General features: G+C 62.9%; 25 protein-coding genes. 15 read left to right on the top strand and 10 right to left on the bottom strand.

The window, feature by feature from the left end; translation table 11 throughout:
• Window positions 1–148 precede the first annotated feature (148 nt).
• The 7 genes from ABNU55_RS04940 to trxA are packed head-to-tail and all read left to right on the top strand — an operon-like array spanning window position 149 to window position 10,482.
• On the top strand, window positions 149–1,267 hold the full coding sequence (locus ABNU55_RS04940; RefSeq protein WP_290753418.1) for a cystathionine gamma-lyase: 1,119 nt from the start codon (window positions 149–151) through the stop codon (window positions 1,265–1,267).
• Window positions 1,267–1,722, top strand: coding sequence for a tRNA (adenosine(37)-N6)-threonylcarbamoyltransferase complex ATPase subunit type 1 TsaE (gene tsaE, locus ABNU55_RS04935; RefSeq protein WP_290753415.1), 456 nt, complete (start codon window positions 1,267–1,269; stop codon window positions 1,720–1,722). Before ABNU55_RS04940 ends, tsaE begins: the two co-directional genes overlap by 1 nt.
• The gene (locus tag ABNU55_RS04930) at window positions 1,712–2,809 is read left to right on the top strand and encodes a phosphotransferase (RefSeq protein WP_290753412.1); all 1,098 of its coding nucleotides are present in this window, start codon (window positions 1,712–1,714) and stop codon (window positions 2,807–2,809) included. Before tsaE ends, ABNU55_RS04930 begins: the two co-directional genes overlap by 11 nt.
• Before the next feature lies 1 nt (window position 2,810).
• On the top strand, window positions 2,811–3,530 hold the full coding sequence (locus ABNU55_RS04925; RefSeq protein WP_290753409.1) for a nucleotidyltransferase family protein: 720 nt from the start codon (window positions 2,811–2,813) through the stop codon (window positions 3,528–3,530).
• Window positions 3,506–6,607, top strand: a complete 3,102-nt coding sequence (gene addB / locus ABNU55_RS04920; protein ID WP_290753407.1) for a double-strand break repair protein AddB — start codon at window positions 3,506–3,508, stop codon at window positions 6,605–6,607. The genes ABNU55_RS04925 and addB overlap by 25 nt, the downstream gene beginning before the upstream one ends.
• A complete protein-coding gene (gene addA / locus ABNU55_RS04915; RefSeq protein WP_348764247.1) occupies window positions 6,600–10,109 on the top strand; it encodes a double-strand break repair helicase AddA in 3,510 nt (1,169 codons plus the stop codon). The genes addB and addA overlap by 8 nt, the downstream gene beginning before the upstream one ends.
• A 55-nt stretch (window positions 10,110–10,164) precedes the next feature.
• A complete protein-coding gene (gene trxA, locus ABNU55_RS04910) occupies window positions 10,165–10,482 on the top strand; it encodes a thioredoxin (RefSeq protein WP_290760537.1) in 318 nt (105 codons plus the stop codon).
• Window positions 10,483–10,694: 212 nt separating this feature from the next.
• On the opposite strand, the gene ABNU55_RS04905 is transcribed toward trxA, so the two are convergent.
• Complete coding sequence (locus ABNU55_RS04905) at window positions 10,695–10,826, bottom strand: hypothetical protein (RefSeq protein ID WP_290760540.1); 132 nt, start codon at window positions 10,824–10,826, stop codon at window positions 10,695–10,697.
• Window positions 10,827–10,929: 103 nt separating this feature from the next.
• On the opposite strand from ABNU55_RS04905, the gene ABNU55_RS04900 reads away from it, so the two are divergent.
• The 4 genes from ABNU55_RS04900 (at window position 10,930) to ABNU55_RS04885 (ending at window position 13,611) form a co-directional block, all read left to right on the top strand.
• Window positions 10,930–11,721 carry an SDR family NAD(P)-dependent oxidoreductase gene (locus ABNU55_RS04900; protein WP_290753157.1) on the top strand — a complete coding sequence of 264 codons (792 nt, stop codon included), beginning with the start codon at window positions 10,930–10,932 and terminating at the stop codon, window positions 11,719–11,721.
• Window positions 11,722–11,910: 189 nt separating this feature from the next.
• Complete coding sequence (locus ABNU55_RS04895; RefSeq protein ID WP_290753159.1) at window positions 11,911–12,375, top strand: helix-turn-helix domain-containing protein; 465 nt, start codon at window positions 11,911–11,913, stop codon at window positions 12,373–12,375.
• Entirely contained in the window at window positions 12,375–12,971 is a 597-nt protein-coding gene (locus tag ABNU55_RS04890; RefSeq protein WP_290753162.1) for a PIN domain-containing protein, read from the top strand. The genes ABNU55_RS04895 and ABNU55_RS04890 overlap by 1 nt, the downstream gene beginning before the upstream one ends.
• A 40-nt stretch (window positions 12,972–13,011) precedes the next feature.
• On the top strand, window positions 13,012–13,611 hold the full coding sequence (locus ABNU55_RS04885; protein ID WP_290753163.1) for a hypothetical protein: 600 nt from the start codon (window positions 13,012–13,014) through the stop codon (window positions 13,609–13,611).
• A 116-nt stretch (window positions 13,612–13,727) separates the two neighbouring features.
• Here ABNU55_RS04885 and ABNU55_RS04880 read toward each other — a convergent pair whose 3' ends face one another.
• From ABNU55_RS04880 to ABNU55_RS04845, 8 genes are read right to left on the bottom strand one after another with little or no spacing between them, the layout of a single operon-like run.
• A complete protein-coding gene (locus ABNU55_RS04880) occupies window positions 13,728–14,996 on the bottom strand; it encodes a folylpolyglutamate synthase/dihydrofolate synthase family protein (protein ID WP_290753166.1) in 1,269 nt (422 codons plus the stop codon).
• A complete protein-coding gene (locus ABNU55_RS04875; RefSeq protein ID WP_290753168.1) occupies window positions 14,993–15,982 on the bottom strand; it encodes an acetyl-CoA carboxylase carboxyltransferase subunit beta in 990 nt (329 codons plus the stop codon). Before ABNU55_RS04875 ends, ABNU55_RS04880 begins: the two co-directional genes overlap by 4 nt.
• Before the next feature lie 37 nt (window positions 15,983–16,019).
• A complete protein-coding gene (trpA, locus tag ABNU55_RS04870) occupies window positions 16,020–16,841 on the bottom strand; it encodes a tryptophan synthase subunit alpha (protein WP_290753170.1) in 822 nt (273 codons plus the stop codon).
• Window positions 16,841–17,170: a divalent-cation tolerance protein CutA gene (cutA, locus tag ABNU55_RS04865; protein WP_290753171.1), complete on the bottom strand. Its 330-nt coding sequence runs from the start codon at window positions 17,168–17,170 to the stop codon at window positions 16,841–16,843. Before cutA ends, trpA begins: the two co-directional genes overlap by 1 nt.
• A 1-nt stretch (window position 17,171) precedes the next feature.
• Window positions 17,172–17,570 carry a VOC family protein gene (locus ABNU55_RS04860; protein WP_290753174.1) on the bottom strand — a complete coding sequence of 133 codons (399 nt, stop codon included), beginning with the start codon at window positions 17,568–17,570 and terminating at the stop codon, window positions 17,172–17,174.
• A 5-nt stretch (window positions 17,571–17,575) separates the two neighbouring features.
• Complete coding sequence (gene trpB, locus ABNU55_RS04855) at window positions 17,576–18,787, bottom strand: tryptophan synthase subunit beta (RefSeq protein WP_290753176.1); 1,212 nt, start codon at window positions 18,785–18,787, stop codon at window positions 17,576–17,578.
• Window positions 18,708–19,463 (bottom strand): phosphoribosylanthranilate isomerase, encoded by a 756-nt coding sequence (locus tag ABNU55_RS04850; protein WP_290753178.1) that lies wholly within the window; start codon window positions 19,461–19,463, stop codon window positions 18,708–18,710. The genes trpB and ABNU55_RS04850 overlap by 80 nt, the downstream gene beginning before the upstream one ends.
• A gap of 43 nt (window positions 19,464–19,506) precedes the next feature.
• Entirely contained in the window at window positions 19,507–21,174 is a 1,668-nt protein-coding gene (locus tag ABNU55_RS04845) for an EAL domain-containing protein (protein WP_290753181.1), read from the bottom strand.
• Between the two features lie 181 nt (window positions 21,175–21,355).
• On the opposite strand from ABNU55_RS04845, the gene ABNU55_RS04840 reads away from it, so the two are divergent.
• From ABNU55_RS04840 to ABNU55_RS04825, 4 genes are all read left to right on the top strand, one after another.
• Window positions 21,356–22,537, top strand: coding sequence for a CoA transferase (locus ABNU55_RS04840; protein WP_290753182.1), 1,182 nt, complete (start codon window positions 21,356–21,358; stop codon window positions 22,535–22,537).
• 408 nt (window positions 22,538–22,945) lie between these two features.
• Window positions 22,946–23,776 carry a class I SAM-dependent methyltransferase gene (locus tag ABNU55_RS04835; RefSeq protein ID WP_290753184.1) on the top strand — a complete coding sequence of 277 codons (831 nt, stop codon included), beginning with the start codon at window positions 22,946–22,948 and terminating at the stop codon, window positions 23,774–23,776.
• Complete coding sequence (locus ABNU55_RS04830; protein WP_290753187.1) at window positions 23,766–24,608, top strand: class I SAM-dependent methyltransferase; 843 nt, start codon at window positions 23,766–23,768, stop codon at window positions 24,606–24,608. The genes ABNU55_RS04835 and ABNU55_RS04830 overlap by 11 nt, the downstream gene beginning before the upstream one ends.
• Before the next feature lie 133 nt (window positions 24,609–24,741).
• Complete coding sequence (locus ABNU55_RS04825; RefSeq protein ID WP_290753190.1) at window positions 24,742–26,166, top strand: PAS domain S-box protein; 1,425 nt, start codon at window positions 24,742–24,744, stop codon at window positions 26,164–26,166.
• On the opposite strand, the gene ABNU55_RS04820 is transcribed toward ABNU55_RS04825, so the two are convergent.
• On the bottom strand, window positions 26,163–26,765 hold the full coding sequence (locus ABNU55_RS04820; RefSeq protein ID WP_290753192.1) for a hypothetical protein: 603 nt from the start codon (window positions 26,763–26,765) through the stop codon (window positions 26,163–26,165). The genes ABNU55_RS04825 and ABNU55_RS04820 overlap by 4 nt on opposite strands.
• Between the last annotated feature and the right edge of the window lie 27 nt (window positions 26,766–26,792).

Genomic DNA, 26,792 nt, shown 5'->3' with positions numbered 1-26,792 from the left:
TCAAGTCACCGCAGACATTTCCCTACGGGCAGCTTGTGCATCTTTGTATTCGCAGCCCTTTTAGCCTGAACTGCAAACCAATTTGAAGAGGGCTTTTGGTCACGCTATCGCTGTTTCGACGCTGCATCTTCTCCCGGAGCCCCGATCCATGTCCTCAAAAGACCATCAGACCACGCGCCGCGTTCTCGACATGCTGCATGGGCGTGCCCGCAAACTGGCAAAGGGCGACAGCCTGACCCCGCCCATCGTCAACGCTTCCAAATACGCCCTGCCCGGCGCACCGGACCATCCCTTCGTCTATGGCCGCTATGACAATCCGGGCTGGCAGGCCGTCGAAACCGCCATCGGCGCGCTTGAAAACGCGCCTGTTATCAGCTTCCCGAGCGGCATGGCGGCCATCACCGCCGCCCTCATGGCGCTCGCAGGACCCGGCAGCCGCATCCTGATGCCGTCAGACGGCTATTACACCGTCCGTGTGCTGATCGAAGATTTCCTGCGTCAGCATGGCATCGAGGTTGTCTACGTGCCCACGCGGGAGATGGACGCGCATGACCTCTCCGGCTTTGATCTCATCTGGCTCGAAACCCCATCCAATCCCGGCCTCGATGTCTGCGACATCGCCGGTATCTGCACCCGCGCTCACCGAACCGGCGCAAAGGTCTGCGTCGACAATACCAGCGCGACACCGCTCCTGCAGGACCCGCTCGCGCTCGGCGCGGACATGGTCGTCGCGTCCGACACCAAGGCGCTGGCCGGTCATTCCGACGTCCTGTTCGGCCATGTCGCCGCGAAGGATGACGCCCTGATCGAGCGCGTGCGCCAATGGCGCAAGCTCTCCGGCGCAACGCCCGGCCCGGCCGAATCCTATCTCGCCTATCGCGGCCTGATGACGCTGGAGCTTCGCCTCGAACGCATGTGCGCCAATGCCGGCGCGCTCGCCGGTCTCTTTCACGGCCACGCCGCCGTGGAGGCGGTGCGCTATCCGGGCCTGCCGGACGACCCGTCACACGCAATCGCCTCAAAACAGATGACCCGCCCCGGCTTCATTGTCGGCGCGACCTTTGCCAGCGAGGCGACCGCCGAACGCTTCATCGATGACTGCCCCGCCATCTTCCATGCGACCAGCTTTGGCGGCATCCAGACCAGCGCCGAACGCCGCGGCCGTTGGGGCGACGACGTCCCGGCCGGCTATGTCCGCCTTTCGGCAGGTTGTGAGCCGACAGACGCCCTGCTTGAGGCGGTGAAACACACGCTGGATGCGCTCTGATGGCCGACCTGCTCGAGTTTCACCTCGCCGATGAGGCCGCCACCGCCCGGCTCGCCCAGCGTCTCGCCCCTCACCTGCAGGCCGGCGACGTGCTCGCCCTTCATGGCGGGCTCGGCGCGGGCAAGACGACCTTCGCGCGGGCGCTCATTTCGGCTCTGCGAGGCGTCACCACCGAAGTCCCAAGTCCCACCTATACGCTCGTCCAGACCTATGAGGCCGGCCCGCTCACCATCTATCATTTTGACCTCTACCGGCTGGAAGACCCCGATGAAGTCAGGGAGCTTGGCTGGGACGAGACCGCTTCGGGTCTCGCGCTCATCGAATGGCCGCTCAAGGCTGGCGATCACCTGCCCGTCTGGCGGCTTGATCTCACCCTGGAGCAAACCGCCGATGGGCGCACAGCGAGGCTGGAACCGCAGGGCGAAGACTGGCAGGCTCGGCTCCATGGGATTTGATGCTGACAGGCAGGCCGAGATCGAGGCCTTTCTCACCCGCACCGGCTGGGCCGATGCGCGTCTCGACTGGCTGAATGCCGACGCCTCGACCCGCCGCTATGGCCGCCTGACCCGCGCCGACAGCCAGACCGCCCTCCTCATGGACGCCCCTCTGGTCGAGGATGATCCGTGCACGCCCGATATGAGCGAGGAGGAACGCCTCGCCGGCGGCTGGAACAAACAGTCCCGCCTCGCCGCCTCGCGCGTCGAAGCCTATGCCGCGCTTGCGGGCTGGCTGCGCGAGCACGGCTTCAGCGCGCCGGAGATCATGGCCGGCGACCCGGATTTCGGCCTCGCCATCATCGAGGATTTCGGCTCCCAGAAAGAGTTTGCCCGCCTCATCGAAAAGGGCGCCGATGAAGTCGAACTTTACACCGCCGCGGCCAGCGCCCTTGCCGACCTTCACGCCCTCGACACCCCGCGAGAGCTTCATGCCCTCGGCCGCACCTGGCCCATCCTCGATTTCGACGCGCTGGCCCTCGATGTAAATGCCAGCCTGTTCGCCAACTGGTATCCGAAATTCGACCCGCGCATGCGCCTCACCGAAAAGGCCGAAGCCAGATGGGAGCGCGAACTTTCCGCCCTGATTGAGCGTGCCGAAGCCTTCCCGCGGGAGCTCACCCTGCGCGACTATCACGCCGAAAACCTCATCTGGCTGCCAGAGCGGGATGGCCGCGCCCGGATCGGCCTGCTCGACTTTCAGGATGCCGTGGTCGGCTGGGACGCGTGGGACATGGCCATGCTGGTCCAGGACGCCCGCAGGCCTGTCTCGCCTGCCGCGCAGGCAACCGCCATCCGCACCTATCTCGACAGGACCGGCAAGTCCGAGGCCGACTTCCTCGAACGCCTCGCCATTATCGGCACGCTCAACGCCCTGCGTATTGTCGGCATTTTCGCCCGCCTGATCGAACGTGATGGCAAGGCGCGCTACAAACTCTTCCTGCCGCGCCAGAAACAGCTTCTGGCCCGCAATCTGGAACACCCCTCCGCCGCCGGCATGGCCGCCTTCGTCGCCGAAACCGCGCCCTTCATCTTTGAGGAGGCGTAGCATGCCCCTTCCCCACACCGCCATGGTCCTTGCCGCCGGACTCGGCACACGCATGCGGCCACTGACTGAAACCACGGCCAAACCCCTCATAGAGGTCGCCGGCAAACCCTTGATGGACCGTCAGATCGAGCCGCTGATCGAGGCCGGCGTCAAACGCCTTGTCGTAAACGCGCACTGGTGCGCCGATGCGGTCGAGGCCCATGCGCGCGGCTATGGCGGCGTTGAAGTCATCTTCTCCGATGAGCGCGCCGAAGTACTCGAAACCGGCGGAGCCATCTCGAAGGCAGCCAGCCTGCTCGGCGAGGATCCTGTCTTCGTCGTCAACACCGACGCCTTCTGGGCGCCAGGCGATGGCGCGCCGCTGAAAGCGCTCGCGGGCGCCTACGACCCCGAAAAGGCCGATGAGATCCTGCTTCTGGCAGACCGTGAGCGCTGCCTTGGCTTTGGCGGCAAGGGCGACTTCCACCTCTCCGATGACGGTGTCATCACCCATCGCGGTGAAGCCCCGTCCGCCCCCTGGGCCTATGCGGGCCTCCGCATCGCGAAGCCTTCGCTCTATGCGGCCTACCCGGCTGAGCCCTTTTCGGCTTTCCGCGTCTGGTCCGGCCTGCTTGAGAAAAAGCGCATGCATGGCCTGCCGCTGGACCGTTTCTGGCTGCATGTCGGTGACCCGAAAGCCCTGAAGGACGCCGAAATGTGGCTGAGGTGCTTTGGCGCATGACCGGGCCCGGCCTGTTCGACCCCGGCGCGCCGCGCCTGCGCACCATCCCGCCCGGTGCAAATTTCCTCGCTGAGCTTGCCCGCGCGCTGGTCGCGGAAAAGGAGGTCTCCGTCCACCCGGACGCCCTGGCGGACGACCTTATCTACGTCCCCAACCGCCGGTCGGCGCGAGCGCTCGCGCTCGCCATTTACCGCGCCTCCGGCATCAAGACGCTTCTCATGCCGGAAATCCGCCCGCTCGGTGATCTGGAGACAGACGAGCCCCCGCCCGGCGTGGAATCGGCGCTCGCAGACCTGCCGCCTGCCCTCTCGGGCGCAGAACGCCTCGGCCAGCTCTCGCGCCTCGTTTCCGCCTATTATGAGAGGCAGGGCACTCCCGTGCCGCCCGCCTCCGCGCTCGCCGCCGCCGGTGAGCTGGCGCGCCTCCTTGACCAGGCAGCGCTCTCGGGCGGCATCGACTGGGACCTCCTCGACACCCTGGTTGAGGAACGCCAGCTTGCCATTCACTGGCAGCAATCGGTCGAATTCCTGAAGATCATCACCGAGGCCTGGCCCGCCAGTCTTAAGGACCAGCAGCGCATGGACCCCTATGCCCGCCGCCTCGCTGCGGCTGAGGCGACAGCGGCCAGCTGGAAAGACCGCCCGCCGAAAGGCGATGTCATCATTGCAGGCTCCACGGGCGCGGACCCGTCCGCATTTGCCCTGATGACGGCCGCGCTCCATTTGCCGCGTGCGCTTATCGTCCTTCCCGGCCTCGACCGGGATCTCACCCGTGCCTCCATGGAGCAGATCGTCAAGACGCCCAGCCACCCGCAAGCCGCTCTTGCGCGAACGCTGGACCGGCTCGGCTATCTGCCCGACGAGGTGGCCCCATGGCCCGGCCTTGCCGACACGCCAGAAGCACGCGCACGCCGTTCGCTCATCCACGAAGCGCTGGCGCCCGCCAGCGAGACGGCCGGCTGGCTGACCCGCCTTGATGAACTGGCCGGGGCGCGCTCACGCGCCGACTTCGCCCGCGACGGCTTTTCGGGCCTCACCCTGATCGACGCCGCCGATGAGCAGGATGAGGCCTGGTGCGCGGCGCTCCTGCTGCGCGAAACACTTGAGCGCGACGGTGAAACCGCCGCGCTCGTGACGCCCGATGCCGGGCTGGCGCGCCGCGTTTCCTCCCTGATGAAACACTGGGGGGTCGACCTTTCGGCGTCCGGCGGCACACCGCTCCTGCAGACCCGGGCGGGCAGCCTCGCCGCGCTCACCATGGACTGGGCAAGCGACCCGACCCATCCGGCCCTCCTGCTGGGGGTCCTCAAACACAGGCAGGTCACCCCGCTCGCCGGGCTCGACTCATTTGAACGCAACATCCTGCGCGGCCCCCGCCGCTGGGAGGGTTTCGACGGCCTGAAAGCGCATATCGACCGGCTGGACCGCGAGGCGCGTCATCAGGCAGAGATGAAGGGCCGCACGCCGCCGCGCTTCGCCGGACCCGCGCATCGTATCGTCGCGGATCTTGAGACCCGGCTGGCAAAGGCGGGGCTGAGTGCGCCAGAAGACCCTGTTACCGGACGCCAGTTCCTCGAAGCGGTGAGCGACCTCATGGCCGACCTTGGCGACGCCCCCCTGCCCTGGGCGGGTGAGGATGGCGCGTCCCTCTCCGCGACCATGCGAGACTTTGCCGACATCTGCGACAGCCTCGAGCCAGCGCCAGCGGAGATATGGGCAGAGCTGTTCAAGGCTCACTGCCAGACGATCAGCGTCCGCGAAGCTGGCGCAGACCATCCACGCCTTGCCATCTGGGGGCCTCTGGAAGCCCGTCTGCAAAGCGCTGACCGGCTGATACTCGCTGGCCTTAATGAGGATGTCTGGCCGAAACAGCCGCCGCCGGACGCCTTCCTGCCCCGAAACTTCCGCAAGACGCTCGGGCTCGCCGATCCGGATGAACGGATCGGCCTCTCCGCACATGACTTTGCCCAGATGGCGGCCGCGCCGAACGTTACCCTGATCAGCGCGCGGCGCCGCGACGATGCGCCCGCCGTTGCTTCGCGCTGGATCTGGCGTCTGACCACGCTTGCGCGCGGCGCCCTCGGGGAAGAGGACGCCCGGCGCGCACTCGATCCGGTAGAGGGCGGCGATCCGCGTCTCTGGCTGGAAGCGCTGCGCGAAGCCCCGTCCCTGCCGGACGGCTACACGTCTGAGCCGCGCCCCGCGCCCGCTCTGGAAGCACGGCCGGCCAGGCTCTCGGTCACCCGGATAGAGGACCTCATCCGCGACCCCTACAAGATCTACGCGCAACAGGTGCTCGGCCTCTATCCTCTGGACCCGGTCGACATGCCGGTCGATGCCCGTCCGCGCGGTACCGCCATCCACGCCGCGCTCGAAAAGTTTGAGGATGAGGGCGTCGAGAAGTCGGCAGAGAGCCTCATCGCCCTCATCGAACAGGAACTCCGCGAAGCTGGGGAGCTTGAAGAAGTCATCCTCGGCGCCGCTTCCGTCCGCAAGAAGGTGGCCGCGGAATATCTCGACTGGCGCGCAGGCCGGCTCCACCTCATCGCCGGGCGCGTTCACACAGAGATTTCCGGCCAGACGGGCCTTGATGTGACCGCCATGCCGGAAGGCCGCTTCACCGTGACGGCAAACGCTGACCGGGTGGAGCGCCATCAGGACGGCTCCATCGCCATTCTCGACTTCAAGACCGGCGCCCCGCCCGGCGAAAGGGAGGTGCGCGCCGGGCTTAATCCGCAAATGCCGCTTTCAGCCATCATCGCTCTCGGCGATGGCTTCGAAACAGCCAAGGGCGCGAGGCTGCGCAGCGATACCGTCTCTGCGCTCACCTATGTGCGCTTCGGATCGACCTTCGCCGTGCGCAACATCGGAGACGGTACGGGCCGTTCTACGCCTGAAAAGCCGCTCGAAGAGATCATTGAGGAGACCCGGGACGGCGTCACCCACCTCATCGCGCGCTTTGCCGACCCGTCCCACCCCTATGTCAGCATGCCGCGGCCAAAATGGGCGACCTACGGCTCTGACTATGCGCGTCTCGCCCGGCGCGATGAATGGATTTCGGAGAGCGGCGATGACTGACACCGATACGCTCGACCGCTCCTATGTCCGCGCCCAGCAGGCGCAGGCCGATGCCGCCCTGCCGGACCGCTCAGCCTGGGTGGAGGCGCATGCAGGCTCCGGCAAGACCAAGGTCCTCATCGACCGCGTCGCCCGCCTCCTACTGCGCCGCGATGGCGGACGCCCCGGCGCAGCCCCGGACACGATCCTCTGCGTCACCTATACCAAGGCCGCCGCGAACGAGATGCTGGGCCGTCTCTTCCGCACCCTCGGCAGCTGGTCGGTTGCCAATGATGAGGAGCTTCGCGCCGAACTTGCCCGCCTCGAACATCGCGATCCCGGCAGCTACGAGCCCAGCGACCTCGATGCCGCCCGCGCCCTGTTTGCGCAGGCACTTGAGACGCCGGGCGGGCTGCGGATCGAGACCATCCACGCCTTCTGCGCGCGTATCCTCCGCCGGTTTCCGCTGGAGGCCCGCGTCTCGCCCGGCTTCACCGAGATTGAAGACCGCGAGGCCGACGAGCTCTGGTCGCACGCCATGCGGGACGAGATCCTCAGCGCTGCCGACACCGACCCGGACGCCCTCGCGGCCCTGTCGGAAGCCGGCGGCGGTCTCGGCGCAGCCGCCATCCTTGCGGCCCTGCGCAGCGTCGCCACAGACCTCACCGGCCGCGACCCTGATGAGCTGAAGTCGCAGGTCAAGGACGCGCTGGACGCCCCGGATGAAAGCGCCGCCGACCTGGTCGAGAACGCGATGGGCTGCGACCTGCCCCGCGCCGACATCCAGGCCATCGTCTCGCTCCTCTCAGGCGAAACCAGCCTGAAAAAGACCGACGCCGACCTCATGGACAAGCTGGTGGACTGCCTTTCCACCTGTCCAGCAGAGGACCGGTTCGACACCTATTGCAGCCTCTTCCTGACGCAGGCTGGCGACTGGAAGAAGTCCAATCCCTACACCAAGGCCATCGGTGATCTCTGCACCGAAGCGGCCGCGCTCTACCAGATGAAGGATGGCGATGGCAGCGAGGCCTTCCGCATCCGCAATCTGCTCGAACGCCTCAAGGCCCGCCGCGCCTATGAGACCACCGCCGCCCTCATCGATATCGGCCTGCCTGTCCTCTCTGGCTACGCCAGTGGCAAACGCGCCCGCGCCGCGCTCGACTTCGATGACCTGATCGAGCGTACAAAGCGCCTGCTCACGGCCCCCGGCATCGCCGAATGGGTGCTCTACAAGCTTGATGGCGGCCTTAATCACATCCTGCTTGATGAGGCGCAGGATACCAGCCCCAGCCAGTGGGTGCTGATCAACGCTCTCGTCACCGAATTCCGCGCCGGCATGGGCGCAGAGCGCGCCGTCGATCCGCGCACCCAGTTCACCGTCGGGGACAAGAAACAGTCCATCTACTCCTTCCAGGGGGCCGATCCCGAACGCTTCCTGCAGGAGAAACAGGCCTTCATCGCCGCCGAGGAGTCCCGCCACGGCCAGGCCAATCTGCCGGATATGACCATGTCCTTCCGCTCGACGCCGGAAGTCCTCGGCTTCGTCGATGCGGTCTTCAACCAGGACAGTTTCGCAGGCGACCCTTTCTCCGACATGCCCCCCGATGAGGCCGATGAGCTTCGCCATGTCGCACGGCGCGGCAATGAGGCCGGCCGCGTCGATCTCTGGCCCATCACACCGCACACCGAGGAAGAGGAAGGCGACCCCTGGGACGCGCCGCTCGATCATATCAGCGAGAGCTCCCCCAGGAACCGGCTCGCCAAGAAGATCGCCGCCGAGATCCGCCGCATGGTGGATGAAGGCGAGCCTGTCTGGCGCAAGGGAGAACCGCAAGGCGCCCGCCCCGAAGACTTCCTCATCCTCGTGCGAAAGCGCGGCGCGCTCTTCAACGCCCTGATCCGCGCCCTCAAGGATGAACGCCTGCCCGTCGCAGGCGCCGACCGGCTCGTCCTGCTCGACCATATCGGTGTTCAGGACTGCCTCAACCTCATCCGCTTTGCCCTCTTCCCGTCCGATGACCTGACGCTGGCTGAGATCCTGCGCGGGCCCTTCTGCGGCCTGATCGACGACGACAATCACCTCTTCCCGCTCGCCCATGGCCGCAAGGGCGAGAGCCTCTGGGACCGGCTTCAGGCCGCGACCGATCCCGTCTTCGACCCGGCCCGCGCCTTCTGCGAAGACCTCCTCGCCCACCGTGACCTGCCCGCCTTCGACTTTCTCTCCCGCGCGCTGACCCTGCGGCGCGAGGACCGCCTGTCCGGCTGGGACCGGCTGATCCAGCGGCTCGGCGAACCGGCCCGCGACCCTGTCAGCGCCCTCATCGACCGCGCGCTTGGCTATGACATGGGCGAGGCCGCCAGCCTCCAGCTTTTCCTCGCAGAGATCGAGAGCGACACCAGCCAGCTCAAACGCGACCTTGCCGAGGCCAATGGCGAGATCCGCGTCATGACGGTCCACGGCGCCAAGGGGCTTCAGGCCCCCATCGTCATCCTGCCGGACACGACCGGCGCGGAAAAAGCCGACACGAACGGGCTTTTCATGCTGGATGGCGGCATCCCGGTCTATTCGAAACGGGCCTCGGAAGACCCGCCCGTCATCGCCGCGCGCCGCCTTGCCCGCCAGACCGCGCAGGCCCGCGAGTCCCGCCGCCTTCTCTATGTCGCGCTCACACGCGCCGAAGACCGGCTCATCATTGCCGGCGCCCATCACGGCGCAAAGACCGGCGCAGGCTATAGCGACACCTCCTGGTACGCCCTCTGCCGGCAGGGCATGCTCTCCCTCACCGGCGGCGCGGACGCGGAAGAGGGCGAAATCCTCACCTATGGCGAAATCCAGCCCGCCGTCGCTCCCGCCAGCACCGCGCAGGAAGGCCGCGCCCCCGCCCCGGCATGGACCCGCCAGCCTGCCCCCGGCACCGGCCCGACACCCCGTATCCGCGCCCCGAGCCGCCTCCTCACCGACACAGCGCCCGTCTCAAAACCCTTCGGCCCGGCCCGCGCCGCCGCCCTCAAGCGCGGCAAGCTGATCCACACCCTGTTGCAATACCTGCCGGAGCTCGCGCCCGATGCCCGCGAAGCTGCCGCCCGCACCTGGCTGACCCGCCATGCAGAGCTTGAAGAGAGCGCCCGCGCCGAGATCCTGTCCGTCACGCTCGGCGCCCTCAATGCGCCCGATTTCGGCCATGTCTTCGCGCCGGGCGGGCGCTCGGAAGCGGCCATTGTCGGCGAAATCGACACCGCCTCCGGCCCCACCATCATCAATGGCCGGGTCGACCGCCTCCTCGTCAGTGAGGCGCAAGTCCTCATCATCGACTACAAGACAGACCGCCCGGCTCCGGCGCGCGTGGAGGATGTCGATGCGTCATATATTGCCCAGATGGCCGCCTATGCGCACATCCTCTCGGACACCTGGCCCGGCCGCGCGGTGCGCGCAGGCCTGCTCTACACCGACGGCCCGGTCCTCTTCGAACTCCCAGCCAGCTTATTGCAGAACTCATTGAAGCGTTTAGCTGGCCGCCTTTGAAGAATCCGTACAACTCCTATCTATAAGGGCAGAGCAAGAGCAAAGGAGGCACCTCATGGCCGCCGAAACGATTACAGACGATAATTTCGAAACCGCCGTTGCCGGTGACAAGCCGGTCGTTGTCGACTTCTGGGCCGAATGGTGCGGACCGTGCAAACAGATGTCCCCCCATCTCGAAGCCGTGGCCGAGGAAATGGCCGACAAGGTGAAAGTCGCCAAGATCAATGTCGACGAAAACCCCGTTGCCGCCTCGAAATTCGGCGTGCGCGGCCTGCCGACCCTGATGATGTTCAAGGACGGCAAGGTCACCGCCACCCATCTCGGCGCGATGTCCAAACAGCGCATCGCCGAATGGATCAAGGAAAGCGCTTAAATCCGCGCTGACCTTTCAGGTTTTGAAAAACCCGCCCGGCAAACGCCGCGGCGGGCTTTTCTATTGCCGCCCCCTCCGCCCTGCCGGGCCCCTCCCCCGCACACGGGGGAGGATGGCGATACGCCAGGGGTGCCGCGTCTTCCCCCGCTAGCGGGGGAAGTGGCCCGCGCATGCGGGTCGATGGGGGGCTGCTCGCTTCTCAGAAAAGCCGCTCAGTACATGCAGGCCGAATGGCAGACCCTGCCATTCGGCCACAGCCAGCCTTTTTCGATCTTCTTTTCCGGGTCAAGGGTGTAATCCTGCGGACGCGAAGCGCCCTTGACCCGGAAAAGAAGATCGGACACCCGGCCCTCTCAAACCGAACCTTCCCCACACGTCACCCATGGACGCCGCGCGCTCACCCATTTACTTCACGGGTGAAGAAAACACCCCGAGGAGACCCCGCCCATGGAGCCGTACCAGCCGCTTTCCCGCTCGATCAAAGGCAAGACCGCCCTCATCACAGGCGCCGCCTCCGGCATGGGCCGGGCCACGGCCCACCTCTTTGCCCATGAAGGCGCGAATGTCGCCGTGACCGACCTCAATCAGGAGGCCGTCGACAAGGTGGTTGAAGAGATCAAGGCGGCCGGCTTCGACAACGTCAAAGGCTGGGCCATGGATGTCGGCGACGGCGAGGCGATCAAGCGCGTCGTCAAGGAAGCTGCAGAGCATTTCGGCGGCCTCGAAATCCTCGTCAACAATGCCGGCTTCGCCATTCCCGCCAATGTCGCCGAAGAAAGCTATGAGGACAGCTGGGGCCCCAGCATCAATGTCATGCTGACCAGCCACCAGCGCGCCATCCGCGCGGCCCTCCCCTATATGCGCAAGGCCAAATTCGGCCGCATCGTGAATGTCGCCTCCACCGAAGGCGTCGGCGCGACCCCCGGCAACTCACCCTATGTCGCGGCCAAGCACGGCGTGATCGGCCTCACCCGCGGCCTCGCCTGCGACTTGGGCCGCGAGGAAGACATGGACATCACCGTCAACTGCATCTGCCCCGGCCCCATCCGCACCGGCATCACCGCCGGCATCCCCGAAGAACACAAGACCATCTACGCCAAACGCCGCGTGCCACTGCGCCGCTACGGCATCCCGGAAGAAGTCGCCAATATGACCCTCTCGGTCGTCCTCCCGGCCGCCAGCTTCCTCAACGGCGTGCACATCCCGGTAGATGGCGGCCTGACGATCAAGAACGCCTGAGGTGCGAATTTTTACCGACTCTCCTATCCGCTGTATAATCGGGCTCATGTTCCAATTTTTGTCGGCATCAATGTATGTAAGCACCCTTAAATTTAGAGGATTTGGAAACTATTTGAGTGTCAAGGGTTTCGTTTATTGCGAATAATGGCAGATATGATAAATGCCACGCCCCTCAAATGGAGCAAGAAAATGACCACACCAGCTTACGCACTAGCGGTAGACGAGCATTTACCAACTGATGAGTCGGCTGAGGCGGCTGGCGAACTTCGCATTGTATTATCTGAACTTTTTTCGGGCGAAGTAAAATCTCCGTCGCTGACATTGCGCGGCGCAAATGGCGCTGAAAAATCTCTTCATGTGGAACCCAAGCTGTACGAATACCTGATCCGCCTTTTGGATCATTTCGAAAAAGGCGAAGGTGTGACTTTTGTGCCGCACGCCAAAATGCTTACGACGCAGCAAGCGGCCGATATTCTAAACGTATCTAGGCCCCATCTCATTAAGCTGCTGGAGCAAAAGACAATTCCGTTCGAACTTGTAGGACGGCACCGTAGAATTTTGGCTCGGCACTTATTTGAGTATCAAAAAGTGCGAGATGCAGAGCGCGCAACCGCGCTGGATGAGCTACTCAAAGATGATGGTGAACTCTACTAATGTTTGCCAATCGATTCACGGTAGTGCTGGATGCGTGCGTATTAGCACCCGCAGCCAACCGTGATTTAATTCTATGCTTGGCAGAAGCTAAATTTTTCCGTCCGAGGTGGTCAGACGAAATTCTCAGCGAAACTCACCAAGCAGCGATGGCAATCCTCGAAAGGCGGGGTTTAGAAAAAGCGAAGGCTGAACAGCGGGCTGCGGATCTTATCAGAAAAATGCGGCAAATCTTCCCTGAAGCCTACGTGGACAACGGCTACAAAGTGTTCGAACCATCCCTCTTCCTTCCCGACGAAAAGGACAGACACGTGCTGGCGGCAGCAATTCATTGCCGGGCATCTACAATAGTAACGGACAACTTGAGGGACTTTCCGGCTTCCCAACTAGCAATGCATGGAATCGAAGCTAAATCCGCCGATGACTTCATTGCAGATGAAATTGACTTGGATATCTACCGTGCCGCTGGAGTGGTGAAAAAGATGCGCGCTCGGCTCAAACGTCCCGAAATGTCCGCGTCAGATTTGCTGCTAAAAATGGAAGCTCGTGGTTTGACAGAAACCAGCCGTATGCTGAGACCATTTGAAGAACTTATCTAAAGTTTCCTACCCTAAACCGCCCCGCCCTATCCTCTCTCGCATGACCCAGCTTGCCGGTTTCATCGAGGAAGGCTTTTCCACCGTGCGCGATGCGGTCGTGGAAACCATGGACCGGCTGAGCGTGGATTTCCGGCCGGTTCTGACACAGGCCGTCGCGCGCTATGCCCGCAGGCAGATCAAACTGGTCGAGACGCTGCTGCGCCGCCTTCTGGTCCTGCTCGCCGCAGAGCTTGGCCCCCTGGCGCCGGTCAAGCCATCCACCCCGGACGTACCCACCGGCACCGGGGCTGCCGCCGGAGAGAGCAAACGCAGCCTGTTCCAGCTTGTCCCCTCGCTGAGCGCGGAGGGGCCAGGCTTTGACGATTTGCGGGCAGGCGCTCATCCGGCCGCCGGGCCGGACACCGACGCTGCACCCCTGCTGCACCGTCTGGGGCTACTCCTCCAGCATCTCGACAATCCGGTGCCGCTCGCCCGGCGCATGGCGCGGATCCTGAACCGTGTGAAAGACGCCGGTGACCCGCGCCCTTTCATGATGCCCCTTCAGGGGCTGGCGCGTGTGCCCCACCCCGTCGCCCTGCTGGCGCAGGCCCTGCCCGTGCGCGGCAATGAGGTGCTGCGCCGATGGTTCGATACGAGCTGAAAGGCAGGGAAAATCAGGCACGCATCCCACAGACCGGCCCGGTCTGTGGCCGCACGCGCAGCCTTTTTACTTCATCCTGAGTCTGTCGAAAGCCGAGGAGGAAAGGTCCAGACGCCCTAGTCCGGCAGCTCCTCATTCATCGCCAGCACCTTGCCCGCCAGATAGAGCGAGCCGCAGATCAGGATACGTTCGGCCCCCGCCTCCCGGGCCGCTTCCATCGCGGCGCGAAAGCTCTGATGGGCCTCGGCGCCAGCGCCCGCCTCGCGGGCCGCATCGGCCAGCGCCTCGGGGGTGAAACTGTTCTCATTATTGTCGATGGGGCAGGTAAAGACGCGAAGGCCGGGCCGGTTGAGGGCAGCAAAAAAGCCTGCCGCATCCTTGTTGGCCAGCATGGCCGAGACGAGCATGGTCCGCTTGGCGGGCTCTTCGCTGTCCAGCGTGTCGAGCACCGCAGAAAGCGCCCGGCCCGCATGCGGATTATGCCCGCCATCGAGCCAGACGGGCTTCTCCCCGGCGAGCGCGGTGACCGGCCCCTTGGAAAGCCTCTGCATCCGCGCCGGCCAGCGGGCACTGGCAGCGCCTTTGGCAATGGCTTCGGGGGTAATGCCCTGAATATTCGCGGCTTTCAGCGCCTTCGCCGCAAGCGCGGCATTGGCATATTGATGCTCCCCCCACAGGCCAAGCGGCGGCTGGATCAGGGCGAGGTCATCGAGGCTGAGAAAATCGATGTGATTGCCCGTGCGCGCGGCTTCAGCCTCCAGCGCGGCTTTCGCCTCCGCGCCCTGAATGGCGGACACTGCGGGGCAGCCGGGCTTCAGGATCCCGGCCTTGTCGGTCGCGATCTTCGTGATCGTGTTGCCGAGAAAGGCCTGATGATCGAGGTCGATGGGGCAGAAAACAGAGCAAGCCGCCTGCTCGATCACATTGGAGGCATCATACCGCCCCCCAAGCCCGACCTCGAGGATGAGGAGGTCCGCCGGGGTTTCATGGAAGGCAAGGAAACTGGCCGCCTGCGCGGCCTCGAAATGCGTGATCTCGCGGTGGCCCTTGAGGGCGGCTTCGACGCGCTCAAGACAGGAGACAAGATAATCATCCCCGATCAGCTGCCCGCCAAGCCGGATGCGCTCATTGAAACGGACCAGATGCGGCGATGTCGATGTGTGAACGGCAAGCCCGGCCGCTTCTGCCATGGCGCGGATAAAGGCAACGGTCGAGCCTTTGCCATTTGTGCCCGCGACATGAATGACCGGCGGAAGATCCAGATGCGGATTGCCCAGCTCTTCGAGCACGACCAAAAGCCGGTCGAGCGCGAGGATCCGGTCTTTCGGATTATAGCGTTCGAACCGTTTCAGCGCCGTTTCGACGCCAAGCTGGGCGTCGATCAAGCCTTCTTGCCCCGCGACTTGTCGGCTGCTTCGGGGGCCGGCACATCGGCAAGCGGCGCCTTGAGCGGCCCGATTGGCGTGTCGTCACCGGCCCGTTTGGGCATGAGGTGGACAAGAAGCCGGCCAAGCGTCTTCTTCAGCTCCCGCCGGTCGCTGACAATATCGACCTGGCCTTTTTCGCGCAGGAACTCAGACCGCTGGAAGCCGTCCGGCAGTTTTTCGCGGATGGTCTGCTCAATCACGCGCGGGCCGGAAAAGGCAATCATCGCGCCGGGTTCTGCAATATGAACATCGCCCAGCATCGCATAGGAGGCCGACACCCCGCCCGATGTCGGATCGGTCAGGACAACGATATAGGGGAGCCCGGCCTCGCGAACTTCATCGATCGCGAGCGTTGTGCGCGGCATCTGCATCAGGGAAAGTGTGCCTTCCTGCATGCGCGCACCGCCGGAAGCCGTGCAGACCACAAAGGCGGCCTTGCGCGCGACCGCCATCTGGGCGGCGGCGATAAAGGCTTCCCCCGCAGCCATGCCGAGCGAGCCGCCCATGAAGGCGAAGTCCTGGACGAGGATGACGGCAGGTTTGCCGTTCACCCGGCCAAAGGCCGCGGCCATGCAATCATCCTGCGCAATGGGCGGGCTGGCGTCCGGGCTTTCTTCCTTTTCGCGCCCTGCAATCTTGGCCTTCGCCGCTTTCAGGCGCGAAGGGTAAGGTTTGTCATCGCGGAACTTCAGCGGATCCTGAACGACGGGCGGCAGCTGCAAGGGCTCCCAGCGCTCCCCGTCAAAAAGAAGGCGGAAGCGGCGGCGCGGCGAAATCCTGAGATGCGCGCCAGCCGGTGTCACATACCAGCTTTCTTCAAGGTCCGAGCGATAAACGAGTTCGCCGGACTTCGGACATTTGACCCAGAGATTATCCGGCGTGTCCTTCTTTGAAGACAGGAATGTCTTCAATCCGGGTGTTCTGAAATTGGTGAGCCAGTTCATGTCAGCTCAACTCCTTCATTGGTCTGTCTCTTCCGCATCACTCAGCCGACCTGAGCGCGCCCGACAGCTCTGCAGCCAGTGTGCCAATCCGCGGAGCTATCGCATCCGGCTCACCAGCCTCAAGGGCAAGTCTTACATGATCCACGAATGCGGACCCGACCACAACCCCATCTGCAATAGCGGCCATGGCGGCGGCTTGTTCCCCGGTCCGCACGCCAAATCCGACGCAGACGGGAAGCCCGGAGACTTTCCGCGCGCGTTCCACGCCCTCGCGGATGTCTTCGGGATCTGCCGAACCAGAGCCTGTCACACCGGCGACGGCAACGTAATAAAGAAAGCCAGAGGCCCCTTCGGCGACCTTGGCGATCCGCTTGTCTGTCGTGGTCGGCGTGGCCAGCCGGATGACCGAAATCTCATGATGCGCATAGGCCTCGCGCAGCTCATGGTCTTCCTCGGGCGGCAGGTCGACAAGGATGGTGCCATCGATTCCAGCCTCGGCGGCCGCATCGGCAAAGGCCTGATAGCCCATATGAAAAACGGGATTGGCATATCCCATCAGGATGAGCGGCGTGTCCTTGTCTTCGGCGCGGAACCGCTTGGCCAGCGCCAGGACATCCGTGAGCTTCGTACCGGCCTTCAGGCTACGCTGGCCCGCCATCTGGATCGCCGGGCCATCGGCCATCGGGTCAGTGAAGGGCGCGCCAAGCTCAATGATGTCGGCGCCATTGTCGCGCAGGGCGCAGAGTGCCTTGAAGCTTGTTTCAAGATCGGGATCGCCGGCCATGATATAACTCACCAGCGCAGCGCGGCCTTCGGCGCGAACCTTGTCGAACCGGGCGGTAATTCGTGATGTCGGCATTAGCGGGAGGGCGCTTCCGTGTTGTCGTGGAGCCAGTCGGCATACTCAGCCAGCACATGAGAGCAAGGCCAGGCGACCATAGCGGGCACATCATAGGGGTGGATAGTCTTTACGAGGGCTTCGAGCGCCTGCCAGCAGGGCTCGACCGTTTTCAGCCACAGAATATGCTCGAAAGCCTGCTCGACCACACCTTTCCAGAGATAGGTGGAGCTGACCGGACCCTCGATATTGCCGCAGGCGGCGAGCCGTTTCTCAACGGCGGCATCAGCAATCTCCTGGGCGACGTCCTGCGACGGGCAGGTGATCCGGATGAGAAGCGCTTCAGTCATGTCAGCCTTCTACCGCATCATGGCAGACAATACAGACCTTGTTTCCGTCGGGGTCGCGGAAATAGGCGCCATAATAGTTGGCGTGGTATTGCGGACGAAGGCCGGGCGCGCCTTCATCTGTTGCGCCAGCCTCAAGGGCGGCGGCATGAGCCGCATCGACGGCGGGCCGGTAGGGCGCGACAAGAGCCGTCATCTGGCCATTGCCCACCGAGGGCGCTTTCCCGTCAAAGGGTTCGGCAATGACGAAGAAGGGACGTCCTCCATCGGGCGCGGTCCACATCACAAACTGTTTCGACTTTGCCGGGTCGCGCGGCGGATAGCCGAGCAGCTCCATGATCGGCGTATAGAACGCCTTCGCCCGTGCCTTGTCGCGTGTTCCGATGGTGATGTGGGAGATCAAGACCTCTATATCTCCATCCCGAGATGTTCGGCGACGGAGAAGATGTCCTTGTCGCCGCGCCCGCAGAGATTCATGATGAGGATCTGGTCCTTGTCCATCGTCTCACAGACATCGCCCAGCCGCGCGATGGCGTGGGCTGGCTCAAGTGCAGGGATAATCCCCTCAAGCCGGGTGCAGAGCTGGAAGCCCTCAAGGGCTTCCTTGTCCGTACAGGTCAGATACTCAGCCCGGCCCGTGTCGCGCAGAAAGGCGTGTTCAGGGCCGATTCCGGGATAGTCGAGACCGGCTGAAATCGAGTGGGCATCGATGATCTGGCCGTCATCGGTCTGAAGCAGATAGGTCTTGTTGCCGTGAAGGATGCCTGGCTTGCCGCCATTGAGGGCCGCGGCATGCTGGCCGGTCTCGATGCCGTGGCCGGAAGCCTCGACACCGATCAGGCGCACGCCTTCATCCTCAATGAAAGGATGGAACAGGCCAATCGCGTTCGACCCGCCACCGATACAGGCCATGACGGCATCCGGCAGACGGCCTTCGCGCTCCTGAAGCTGGCGCTTGGCTTCCTCGCCAATGACCGACTGAAAATCGCGCACCAGTTCCGGATAGGGATGCGGCCCGGCCGCGGTGCCGATGACATAGAAGGTGTCGTGCACATTCGTGACCCAGTCCCGGAGCGCTTCATTCATTGCGTCCTTGAGTGTACCCGTACCCGAGGAGACGGGGACAATTTCCGCGCCCAGCATCTTCATCCTGAACACGTTCGGCTTCTGACGCTCGACATCTGTGGCGCCCATGAAGACAACACATTTCAGGCCGAACCGCGCGCAAACTGTCGCCGTGGCGACGCCATGCTGGCCGGCGCCGGTTTCCGCGATGATGCGCTTCTTGCCCATGCGCATGGCGAGAAGGACCTGACCGAGGCAGTTATTGATCTTGTGCGCGCCGGTATGATTGAGTTCGTCGCGCTTGAAGTAGATCTTCGGTCCGCCGAAATGCTCGCTTATCCGCTCCGCATGATAGAGCGGCGACGGCCGGCCGACATAATTGCGCCAGAGATCGTCCATCTGGGCTGCAAATTCAGGATCTCTTTTTGCCTTGCGATACTCATCCTCGAGTTCGAGGATAAGCGGCATCAGCGTTTCAGCGACGTAGCGACCGCCAAATTCGCCGAAGCGGCCCTTCTCGTCCGGCCATTGGGCCCATGTGTTTGGCTTGTTCATGAGAGCCCTCATAGTCTCCTGTCTTCGCTGCTGCAATGAAGGCGCGCACGAGGGCGGCATCCTTGATGCCGCGCTGACGCTCAACGCCTGAGGAAACGTCCACACCGCTCGCGCCTGTAGCCCTGATCGCCCCGGCGACATTGTCCGGGGTAAGCCCCCCCGCCAGGAGCCAGGGCTTGGGCGCTTTCCACCCTTCAAGGATAGACCAGTCGAACGCTTCGCCATGCCCGCCGGTACGGTCTGCGCCCTCGGGCGGCCTGGCATCGATCAATAGCCGGTCGGCGGCCTTGTATCTGGCGGCAGCTTCCAGGTCTTCGCGTGTCGAGACCCCGACCGCCTTCCAGACCTCCACCGAAGAAGGCAGGCTGGACCTCAGATTCGAGACGAAATCGGGCGTCTCCTTGCCGTGCAACTGAAAGACATCCGGCATGACGGCGCCGTCCAGGCCGCGCAGGATGGCGGGCTCGGGATCAGACAGGAGAACAACAGACTGAAGACCGTTTGCGGTGGCCGCCGACATGAGATCGACAAGGCGCTGGAAGCGGTTACGGCCCTCGCCCAGAACATTGCGCGGGCTCTGTGGCACCAGCACGAAACCGGCCCAGTCTGCACCGGCTTCCGCCGCGACCTTCACCATGTCCGCATCTGAGATGCCGCATATCTTCACGCTTGCCATGCTTCAGCTCGTGGCGCCTGTACGCGCTAGCGTCAAGAGACGATCACTCGTTCGAGGCGCGCCTCTTTGGCTTCGGCAGCGCGGTATCAGCCTCATCCTGAGCCGGAGCGTGTTTGACATCCGACAGATCGAGCAGGGGAGCGCCATCTGCGTCGAAGGATAACAGCTGGCGCGAGGGGCGGCCGAAATAATAGCCTTGCCCAAGGCCGCAGCCAGCCTCTTTGAGCCACTCTGCCGTCGACTCCGTCTCAACCCCTTCGGCTGTGCAGCTGAGGCCGAGGCTGTTGCTGAGTGAAAGGACGGACCGAATGATCTTGCGGCTCTCCGGACTGTCTTCCATGCCGATTATGAACGACTTGTCGATCTTCAGCTTGCTGAAGGGTAGCTGCCTGAGATGATGGAGGCTTGAATACCCCGTGCCGAAATCATCAAGTGCCAGCCGGATACCGGCCTCGGCCATCCGGTTCAGCACAATGGCAGCCTCTTCCACATCGTGTATGACGGCATTTTCGGTAATCTCAACCTCGAGGAAACCCGCCGGCAAGCCAAACTCCGCCAGAATGGCAAGCAGATCCTCAACGATATTTTCCGTCCGCAACTGGACCGGAGATATATTCAGGGAAACAAAAAGTCCCTTCGGCCAGGTCTGTGCCTCTTCGCATACCTTGCGGAACAAGGTGAAGGTCAGCTCATTGATCAGCCCGCTATCCTCAGCGATGGGAATGAAACGGTCAGGTGGCACCATGCCCATGTCCGGATGGTCCCAGCGCGCGAGGATTTCATACCCTTCAACCGCATTGTCCGAGAAGCGGATAAGAGGCTGGTAATGGGGCTGAACCTGCCCGGTCCGGATGGCCTCACCCAGATCCGCCTCAAGGGCCAGGCGCAAGGTCGCCTTCTCGTTCATCTCCTCATCGAAATAGACATGGCGGCCTCTTCCCCGCTCTTTTGCGCTGTAAAGCGCCATATCGGCCTGTTTGAGGATCTGCGAGACACTGAGATTCGTTTGCGGATGAACGAAGGCGATCCCGGCACTTGCATCGATATTACAGACGATCCGGCCGATTTCGATACGCTCTGCAATCGTGCGAAGCAGGCGGGTCACGACACGGTCGAGTTCTTCATCACCGGACGCATCACTGAGGATGGCGGCAAACTCGTCCCCGCCGAGCCGGGCGAGGAAATCCTGTGGTTTCAGCTGGGCCTGCATCCGCTCGCTCACCTGCTGGAGCAGGCGGTCGCCGATGTCGTGACCATAAAGGTCGTTGACCGGCTTGAACCGGTCAAGATCGATCATGACGACCGCATAATCCGTTGTATCGGCGGGATCGAGGCAAGCGCCGAGCCGCTTCATGAAAGCCCGGCGATTGGCAAGCCCTGTCAGGGAATCATTGGTGGCCAGATATTCCAGATGGGATTCGGCCTCTGCGCGCCTTCTGAATTCCGCGCGCACCTGCAGATATCGCCGCAGCGACAGAAGCAGTCCGCCCACCGACAGCGTGACGAAGACAAGGGCGAACTCATCCAGCTCCCAGTCATCATGATCGCGCGTGAAAATGTAGAATTTTTCCACGATATCAAAGCGAATGCCTGCCAGAATCGTGAGGACGCAGGCAATGAGAACAGCCCAGACATCCCACGCGATCCAGCGTGTGAGATAAGACGGCCCCAGGCGGGACTCGCGCCGAGGTTCGGGGTCTTCTTGGGTCATGTAAGAAGTCTGCCGATTATGGTTAAACGAAGGATGAACAAATTCGCTTCAATCAGCTATGGCTCATCTGCGTTCTGCAGCAATGACGGGGAATTCTGGCCAATTGCCGTTGCGGTATCCCTCTGCCCCCCATTTACGACGGCGCGCGTCCTTGCTGAATAGGCGCCAGAAGGAGACGCCCATGCCCGCCACATCGCTCTTGGCCGACATTCGTATTGCCGACATGACGACGGTCATCTTTGGCCCCTATTGTACCCAGACCCTTGCCGACATGGGCGCCGACGTCGTCAAGCTCGAGCCCGAGAGCGGCGACACCTTCCGGAATGTCGGGCGCCCGGCCAATAACCGCGGCATGGGCCCCTGCCACATGACGATCAATCGGGGCAAGCGCTCGGTGGTCTGGGACATGAAGTCCGATGAGGGGAAAGCGGCGATCCGCAAGCTGATCGGACAAAGCGACGTCTTCATCCACAATATACGCCCGGACGCGGTCGCGCGGCTGGGCCTCACCTTCGAGGAGGTCAAGGCGATCCGGCCCGACATCGTCTATGTCCATTGTCTCGGCTTTGGCACAGAAGGCCCCTATGCGGGCCGCCCGGCTTATGACGACCTCATCCAGTCACTCGCCGGGGCCTGCAACCTCCTGCCCAATGTCGACGGAAATGAAGCGCCGCGCTTCCTGCCGACCGCTTTTGCCGACAAGGTCTCAGGCCTGCATGCCATGTATGCAACGCTGGCCGCGCTCCACCACCGGGACCGGACAGGCGAAGCGGTTCATGTCGAAGTGCCCATGTTCGAATGCATTTCGAGCTTCCTTCTGGAAGAGCATTTCTACGAAGCCGCCTTTGATCCGCCTGTCGGCCCCTATTACTATCAGCGCCAGATCGACCCCTCGCGTCAGCCGGTCCGCACGAAGAATGGCTGGATCACGATCGCACCCTATGTGGATCACCGCTGGGTGACGCTGTTTGAGACCATCGGCCAGCCGCAGGAGCTGGAGGATGAGCGGATCAACGACTATCGCGGCCGGTTCTTCAACCACGACTATCTCATGTCCCGCGTCCAGGCTCATTTCGTGAACTTCACGACCGAGGAGCTGCTCGACATGCTGGGCGAGGCGGATGTGCCTGCCGCGCGTGTGAACGATATCTCGGACCTGCGAAGCGACCCCCATCTGGAAGCGGTGAACTTCTTTACCCGCCGCGAACATCCAAGCGAGGGCGGCTATTGGGAGGTCAAACCGCCTGTGAGATTTGTCGGCCAGCCAGAGCGCGAAATCCGGCCGGCGCCGCGCCTTGGTGAGCATAGCGAGGATGTGCTGCGCGAGCTTGGCCTGGCACCTGCGGACGGGAAAAACGCTTAAACCCGCCAGAATCGGCCTGCACAAGACTTGTGCAAAAGTGCATTGATACAAAAGTTTCTCACTTGCCGCAGCGCATCCGATACGGGCACGGCTGGCTCGGCGCACGCCCCTGTCGAAAGGCGCAATATATCAACGTATAAAGTAATTTGCGGCGGCGCCAATTATGCTGCACAGCGGAGCATCTCGCCGCGATTTGTCGTGGCGAAGTCAAATAATTAGCCCCAAATACTTTGACGAACCGGTCTATTTCTGAAAGGTCAGGTCCGGGGAATGCGGTCGCACGGATCGGCATTCGACCCATACAGGACTTGTCGATCGGGGCTCACTGCGAAATCCGCAGCACGGGGACAGACCACCCAGAACGCCCCTGATCGCGCAATTGAAACAGACAGGCTCGAAGGAGAGGACATGGAACCCAACTCCGGTCAGGAGACCGTCATGAAGACCAAGCAGGACTATGGTGACGATCCGCTCGCTGTCCGCGAGACGGACACCTATCAGGATGAATATATCGAAGGCTTTGTCGACAAGTGGGACTCGCTCATCGACTGGGACTCACGTGCAGAAGGCGAAGGCCAGTTCTTTGTCGACATCCTGCGCGGCCGCGGCAAGCAGACCGTTCTGGATGTCGCCACCGGCACCGGCTTTCATTCCTGCCGTCTGATGGAGGAAGGCTTCGACGTCACCAGTGTCGATGGCAGCGCCGAAATGCTGATGAAGGCGTTCCAGAATGCCGGCAAGCGCGGCCAGGTCCTGAAGACCTGTCAGGCCGACTGGCGCTGGCTGAACAAGGACATCAAGGGCAAGTTCGACGCGATCATCTGCCTCGGCAATTCCTTCACACACATCCATGACGAGATGGACCGCCGCAAGGCGCTGGCGGAATTCTATGCCGCGCTGAAGCATGACGGGATTCTCATCCTCGACCAGCGCAATTACGACCTGCTGTTGAGCGAGGACTCCGCCTCGAAACCGAAGCACAAATACTATTATTGCGGCAAGGACATCGTGGCCGAGCCGGAATACATTGATGAGGGGCTTGCCCGCTTCCGTTACAGCTTCCCGGACGGATCGACCTATAATCTCAACATGTTCCCGCTGCGCCGGCGCTATGTGCAGAAGCTTCTGAAGGAAGCCGGGTTCGAGAAGATCCGCACCTATGGCGATTTCCAGTCGGACTTCGACGAGAATGATCCGGACTTCTTCATTCATGTTGCGGAGAAGCGCGATGAAGGCTGAATCCAGAGCTGAAGATGTCGCAGTTGCCGAAGATTACTACGACAGCGATGATGCGGACCGCTTCTATTTCACCATTTGGGGCGGCGAGGACATCCATGTCGGCCTCTATGAGACGCCCGGCGAAGCCATCGCGCCTGCCAGCCGCCGGACGGTGAAGCGCATGGCGAGCCTGATGGAGGCGGCGGGCCCGGATCCCCGCGTCATCGACCTTGGTGCCGGCTATGGGGGCGCTGCCCGCTATCTCGTCACCGAAGCCGGGGCGCGCGAATGCGTCTGCGTCAACATTTCCGAGACCCAGAACAAGCTCAACCGTGAGAAGAACGAGGCGGCCGGTCTCGCTGACAGGATCGACGTGCTGCACGGCTCGTTCGACGATGTGCCAGCCAAGGATGAGAGCTTTGATGTCGTCTGGAGCCAGGACAGCTTCCTGCATGGGGCGGACCGCAAACAGATCATCGCTGAATGCGCGCGGATCCTGAAGCCTGGCGGGCGGCTGATCTTCACCGACATCCTGCAGACGCCGGATGCGCCCGCTGACAAGCTCCAGCCCATCTATGACAGGATTCACCTCTCCAGCCTGGGCTCAATCGAGTTTTACGACAGGGTTGCCGGAGAGCTCGGCCTTCAGCCGGGTCCGCGTGAGGAAATGGCACCGATGCTGCCGCTTCACTATGGCCGCGTGCGTGAGGAGCTCACCTCCCGGCGCGCAGAGCTGAAAGGCATTGTCTCCGACGATTATGCCGACCGGATGATCAACGGCCTCGGCGCTTGGGTCGAAGGGGGCAAGGCCGGATGGCTCTCCTGGGGCATTCTCTGCTACGACAAGCCCTGATTGGGCTGTATGAACGGTTCCAACGCAGCCGCCCCGAACATGCGGGGCGGCTGTTTTTCTATCTGCATGCTGTTGGAACCCTGGCGCGAGTCTTGCGTTCGCGAGCGTGGGGTCAAGAACAGAGTAGGGCAGGATGGGGCAGGACCGCACATCAACTGATCATGATATCGAGCTTGAACGGCTCGCTTCCATCGTGGCCTCCTCCGAAGATGCCATTATCAGCAAATCCCTGGACGGCATTATCCGGACCTGGAATGCAGGCGCCACGCGCATCTTCGGCTATACCGCCGAAGAAATCATCGGTGAGCCCGTCTTCAGACTGATCCCGCCAGAGCTTCATGAGCAGGAACGGGAAATCCTCGCCAGACTGCGCGATGGGGAGAGCATCAAGCATTTCGATACGGTGCGAGTCGCAAAGGATGGCCGGCTGGTGGATATCTCCCTGACAGTGTCTCCGCTCCGAAACCAGGCGGGCGAAGTTGTCGGCGCCTCCAAGATCGGCCGCGACATCACGGAACGCAAACGTGCCGAGGCGATGCAGAAACTGCTCGTGGATGAGCTGAACCACCGCGTGAAGAACACACTCGCCATCGTCCAGTCGGTCGCCAGCCAGTCGCTCGCCTTTGCCGATAGTCCGGAAGATTTCCTCGCCTCTTTTGGCGGGCGCCTCCAGACCTTGTCCAAAGCTCATGACCTTCTGGTGCGCGAACGCATGCAGGGCATCAGCCTGCGCGATCTCGTGGCCTCGCAAATCGGCTCTGACGCTGAACTCGACAGCTCCATTACGCTTTCCGGGCCGGACGTGACCTTGCGCGGCACGCTGGTAACCCATCTTGCGCTGATCCTGCACGAGTTGACGACAAATGCGCGTAAGTTCGGGGCGCTTTCCCTTGATCAGGCGCGCCTTTCGGTCAGCTGGGAGCGCGCGCCGAACGCCGCAGACCGGCTGGTGCTGGTCTGGTCCGAAAGCGGTGTCCCATCAGTAAGCGAACCGCAGACGCCCGGCTTCGGCACCCAGCTCATCAAAAAGACGCTGGCAGCGAGCGGCGGAACGTCCACGATCAGCTACCGGCCGGACGGTCTTGAGGCCCGCATTGAGTTCAACGTGCAGGACCGGGATGATATCGGCACGGCGCCCTCTGAAGGCCCGCAACCTGCCAGCGACAAGCCAGCTGTCGCGGTGACCAGTTTTGACGGGCTGAAAGCGCTGCTGGTGGAAGACGAAGCCATCGTCGCCATGGATCTGGAGTTCAAGTTCGAACAGCTCGGCTTCGATGTCGTAGGCACGGCTGCCAGTGTCAGCGAAGCTCTCGATATACTGTCGAAAACCGAGCCCGATCTCGTCCTGCTCGACGCGAACCTGCATGGCGAGCGGGTGGACAAGGTGGCCGCCGCCCTCGCCGAGCGGGCGATACCCTTTGCCTTTGCGACGGGCTATGGACGGGACACGCTGCCCGATGGATTCCGCGAGATGGATATGCTTTCCAAGCCCTATAGCGACGCGCGTCTGGTCAATGTTCTCTCGCGCCTTGCCGGGCGGGCCGTGGCCCCGCGCTAGTTGATGACCGTGCTTTCCTGCACGATCCGCCGGCGGGCCGGGCCCCAGCGGAATTGTTCGGTGTGCCGCACAAGGCCGGACGCCTTGAGGTCGCCGTCCTCAAGGTGAAGACGAAACCCGCGGCGCGCAGCCACGGCCTTGCGGCTGGCTCCATGGATGCCGATCACGATGATATAGAAATCGATCTCACCGTGCTTGCGCAGTACATCTGAGGGCAGACCTGTCTCTGCCGCTTCCACCCGTTCCAGAAGCTCCCTGAAGAGGCCAAGGTCCAGGCTTTGGCCATCGGCCAGCGGACGCTGAAAGGAGGTTTCGTGGTTGTCCGCCGTCGGTTCGGTAATGTCCGCGCGGTAGCTTTCTCCATCCACCATAACTGTGCCCGCGATATTCTGGATGTGAAAACGCCCTTCACTCATATTGGACATGAAACAGGTGGGCTGGTCATTCGGACTGACCGAACAGGAGATGATCAGGCTGGACCGGCGCTGGCGCATGAAGCTGTTCAGCAGGAGCTGCAGATAGGTGATCCAGACCAGCACCATGATGACATTGGCTATGGCGCTGATCGCGGCGGCGTTCTGGCTGATGAAGTTGAACATGTCCCCGCGAACGCAGACTGCTGAACA

The sequence above is a fragment of the uncultured Henriciella sp. genome, from assembly GCF_964005855.1.
In the GTDB taxonomy this organism is placed as follows: Bacteria; Pseudomonadota; Alphaproteobacteria; order Caulobacterales; family Hyphomonadaceae; genus Henriciella.
The sequence above is the reverse complement of the archived record's forward strand: the minus strand, read 5'-3'. Positions and strand labels throughout refer to the sequence as shown.

Bases quoted from the DNA above. Each gene is read 5' to 3' on its own strand.
- ABNU55_RS04940 (WP_290753418.1), top strand. From the start codon at position 149: ATGTCCTCAAAAGACCATCAGACCACGCGCCGCGTTCTCGACATGCTG.
- tsaE (WP_290753415.1), top strand. From the start codon at position 1,267: ATGGCCGACCTGCTCGAGTTTCACCTCGCCGATGAGGCCGCCACCGCC.
- ABNU55_RS04930 (WP_290753412.1), top strand. From the start codon at position 1,712: ATGGGATTTGATGCTGACAGGCAGGCCGAGATCGAGGCCTTTCTCACC.
- ABNU55_RS04925 (WP_290753409.1), top strand. From the start codon at position 2,811: ATGCCCCTTCCCCACACCGCCATGGTCCTTGCCGCCGGACTCGGCACA.
- addA (WP_348764247.1), top strand. From the start codon at position 6,600: ATGACTGACACCGATACGCTCGACCGCTCCTATGTCCGCGCCCAGCAG.
- trxA (WP_290760537.1), top strand. From the start codon at position 10,165: ATGGCCGCCGAAACGATTACAGACGATAATTTCGAAACCGCCGTTGCC.
- ABNU55_RS04900 (WP_290753157.1), top strand. From the start codon at position 10,930: ATGGAGCCGTACCAGCCGCTTTCCCGCTCGATCAAAGGCAAGACCGCC.
- ABNU55_RS04895 (WP_290753159.1), top strand. From the start codon at position 11,911: ATGACCACACCAGCTTACGCACTAGCGGTAGACGAGCATTTACCAACT.
- ABNU55_RS04890 (WP_290753162.1), top strand. From the start codon at position 12,375: ATGTTTGCCAATCGATTCACGGTAGTGCTGGATGCGTGCGTATTAGCA.
- ABNU55_RS04885 (WP_290753163.1), top strand. From the start codon at position 13,012: ATGACCCAGCTTGCCGGTTTCATCGAGGAAGGCTTTTCCACCGTGCGC.
- ABNU55_RS04875 (WP_290753168.1), bottom strand. From the start codon at position 15,982: ATGAACTGGCTCACCAATTTCAGAACACCCGGATTGAAGACATTCCTG.
- trpA (WP_290753170.1), bottom strand. From the start codon at position 16,841: ATGCCGACATCACGAATTACCGCCCGGTTCGACAAGGTTCGCGCCGAA.
- cutA (WP_290753171.1), bottom strand. From the start codon at position 17,170: ATGACTGAAGCGCTTCTCATCCGGATCACCTGCCCGTCGCAGGACGTC.
- trpB (WP_290753176.1), bottom strand. From the start codon at position 18,787: ATGAACAAGCCAAACACATGGGCCCAATGGCCGGACGAGAAGGGCCGC.
- ABNU55_RS04850 (WP_290753178.1), bottom strand. From the start codon at position 19,463: ATGGCAAGCGTGAAGATATGCGGCATCTCAGATGCGGACATGGTGAAG.
- ABNU55_RS04845 (WP_290753181.1), bottom strand. From the start codon at position 21,174: ATGACCCAAGAAGACCCCGAACCTCGGCGCGAGTCCCGCCTGGGGCCG.
- ABNU55_RS04840 (WP_290753182.1), top strand. From the start codon at position 21,356: ATGCCCGCCACATCGCTCTTGGCCGACATTCGTATTGCCGACATGACG.
- ABNU55_RS04835 (WP_290753184.1), top strand. From the start codon at position 22,946: ATGGAACCCAACTCCGGTCAGGAGACCGTCATGAAGACCAAGCAGGAC.
- ABNU55_RS04830 (WP_290753187.1), top strand. From the start codon at position 23,766: ATGAAGGCTGAATCCAGAGCTGAAGATGTCGCAGTTGCCGAAGATTAC.
- ABNU55_RS04825 (WP_290753190.1), top strand. From the start codon at position 24,742: ATGGGGCAGGACCGCACATCAACTGATCATGATATCGAGCTTGAACGG.
- ABNU55_RS04820 (WP_290753192.1), bottom strand. From the start codon at position 26,765: ATGTTCAACTTCATCAGCCAGAACGCCGCCGCGATCAGCGCCATAGCC.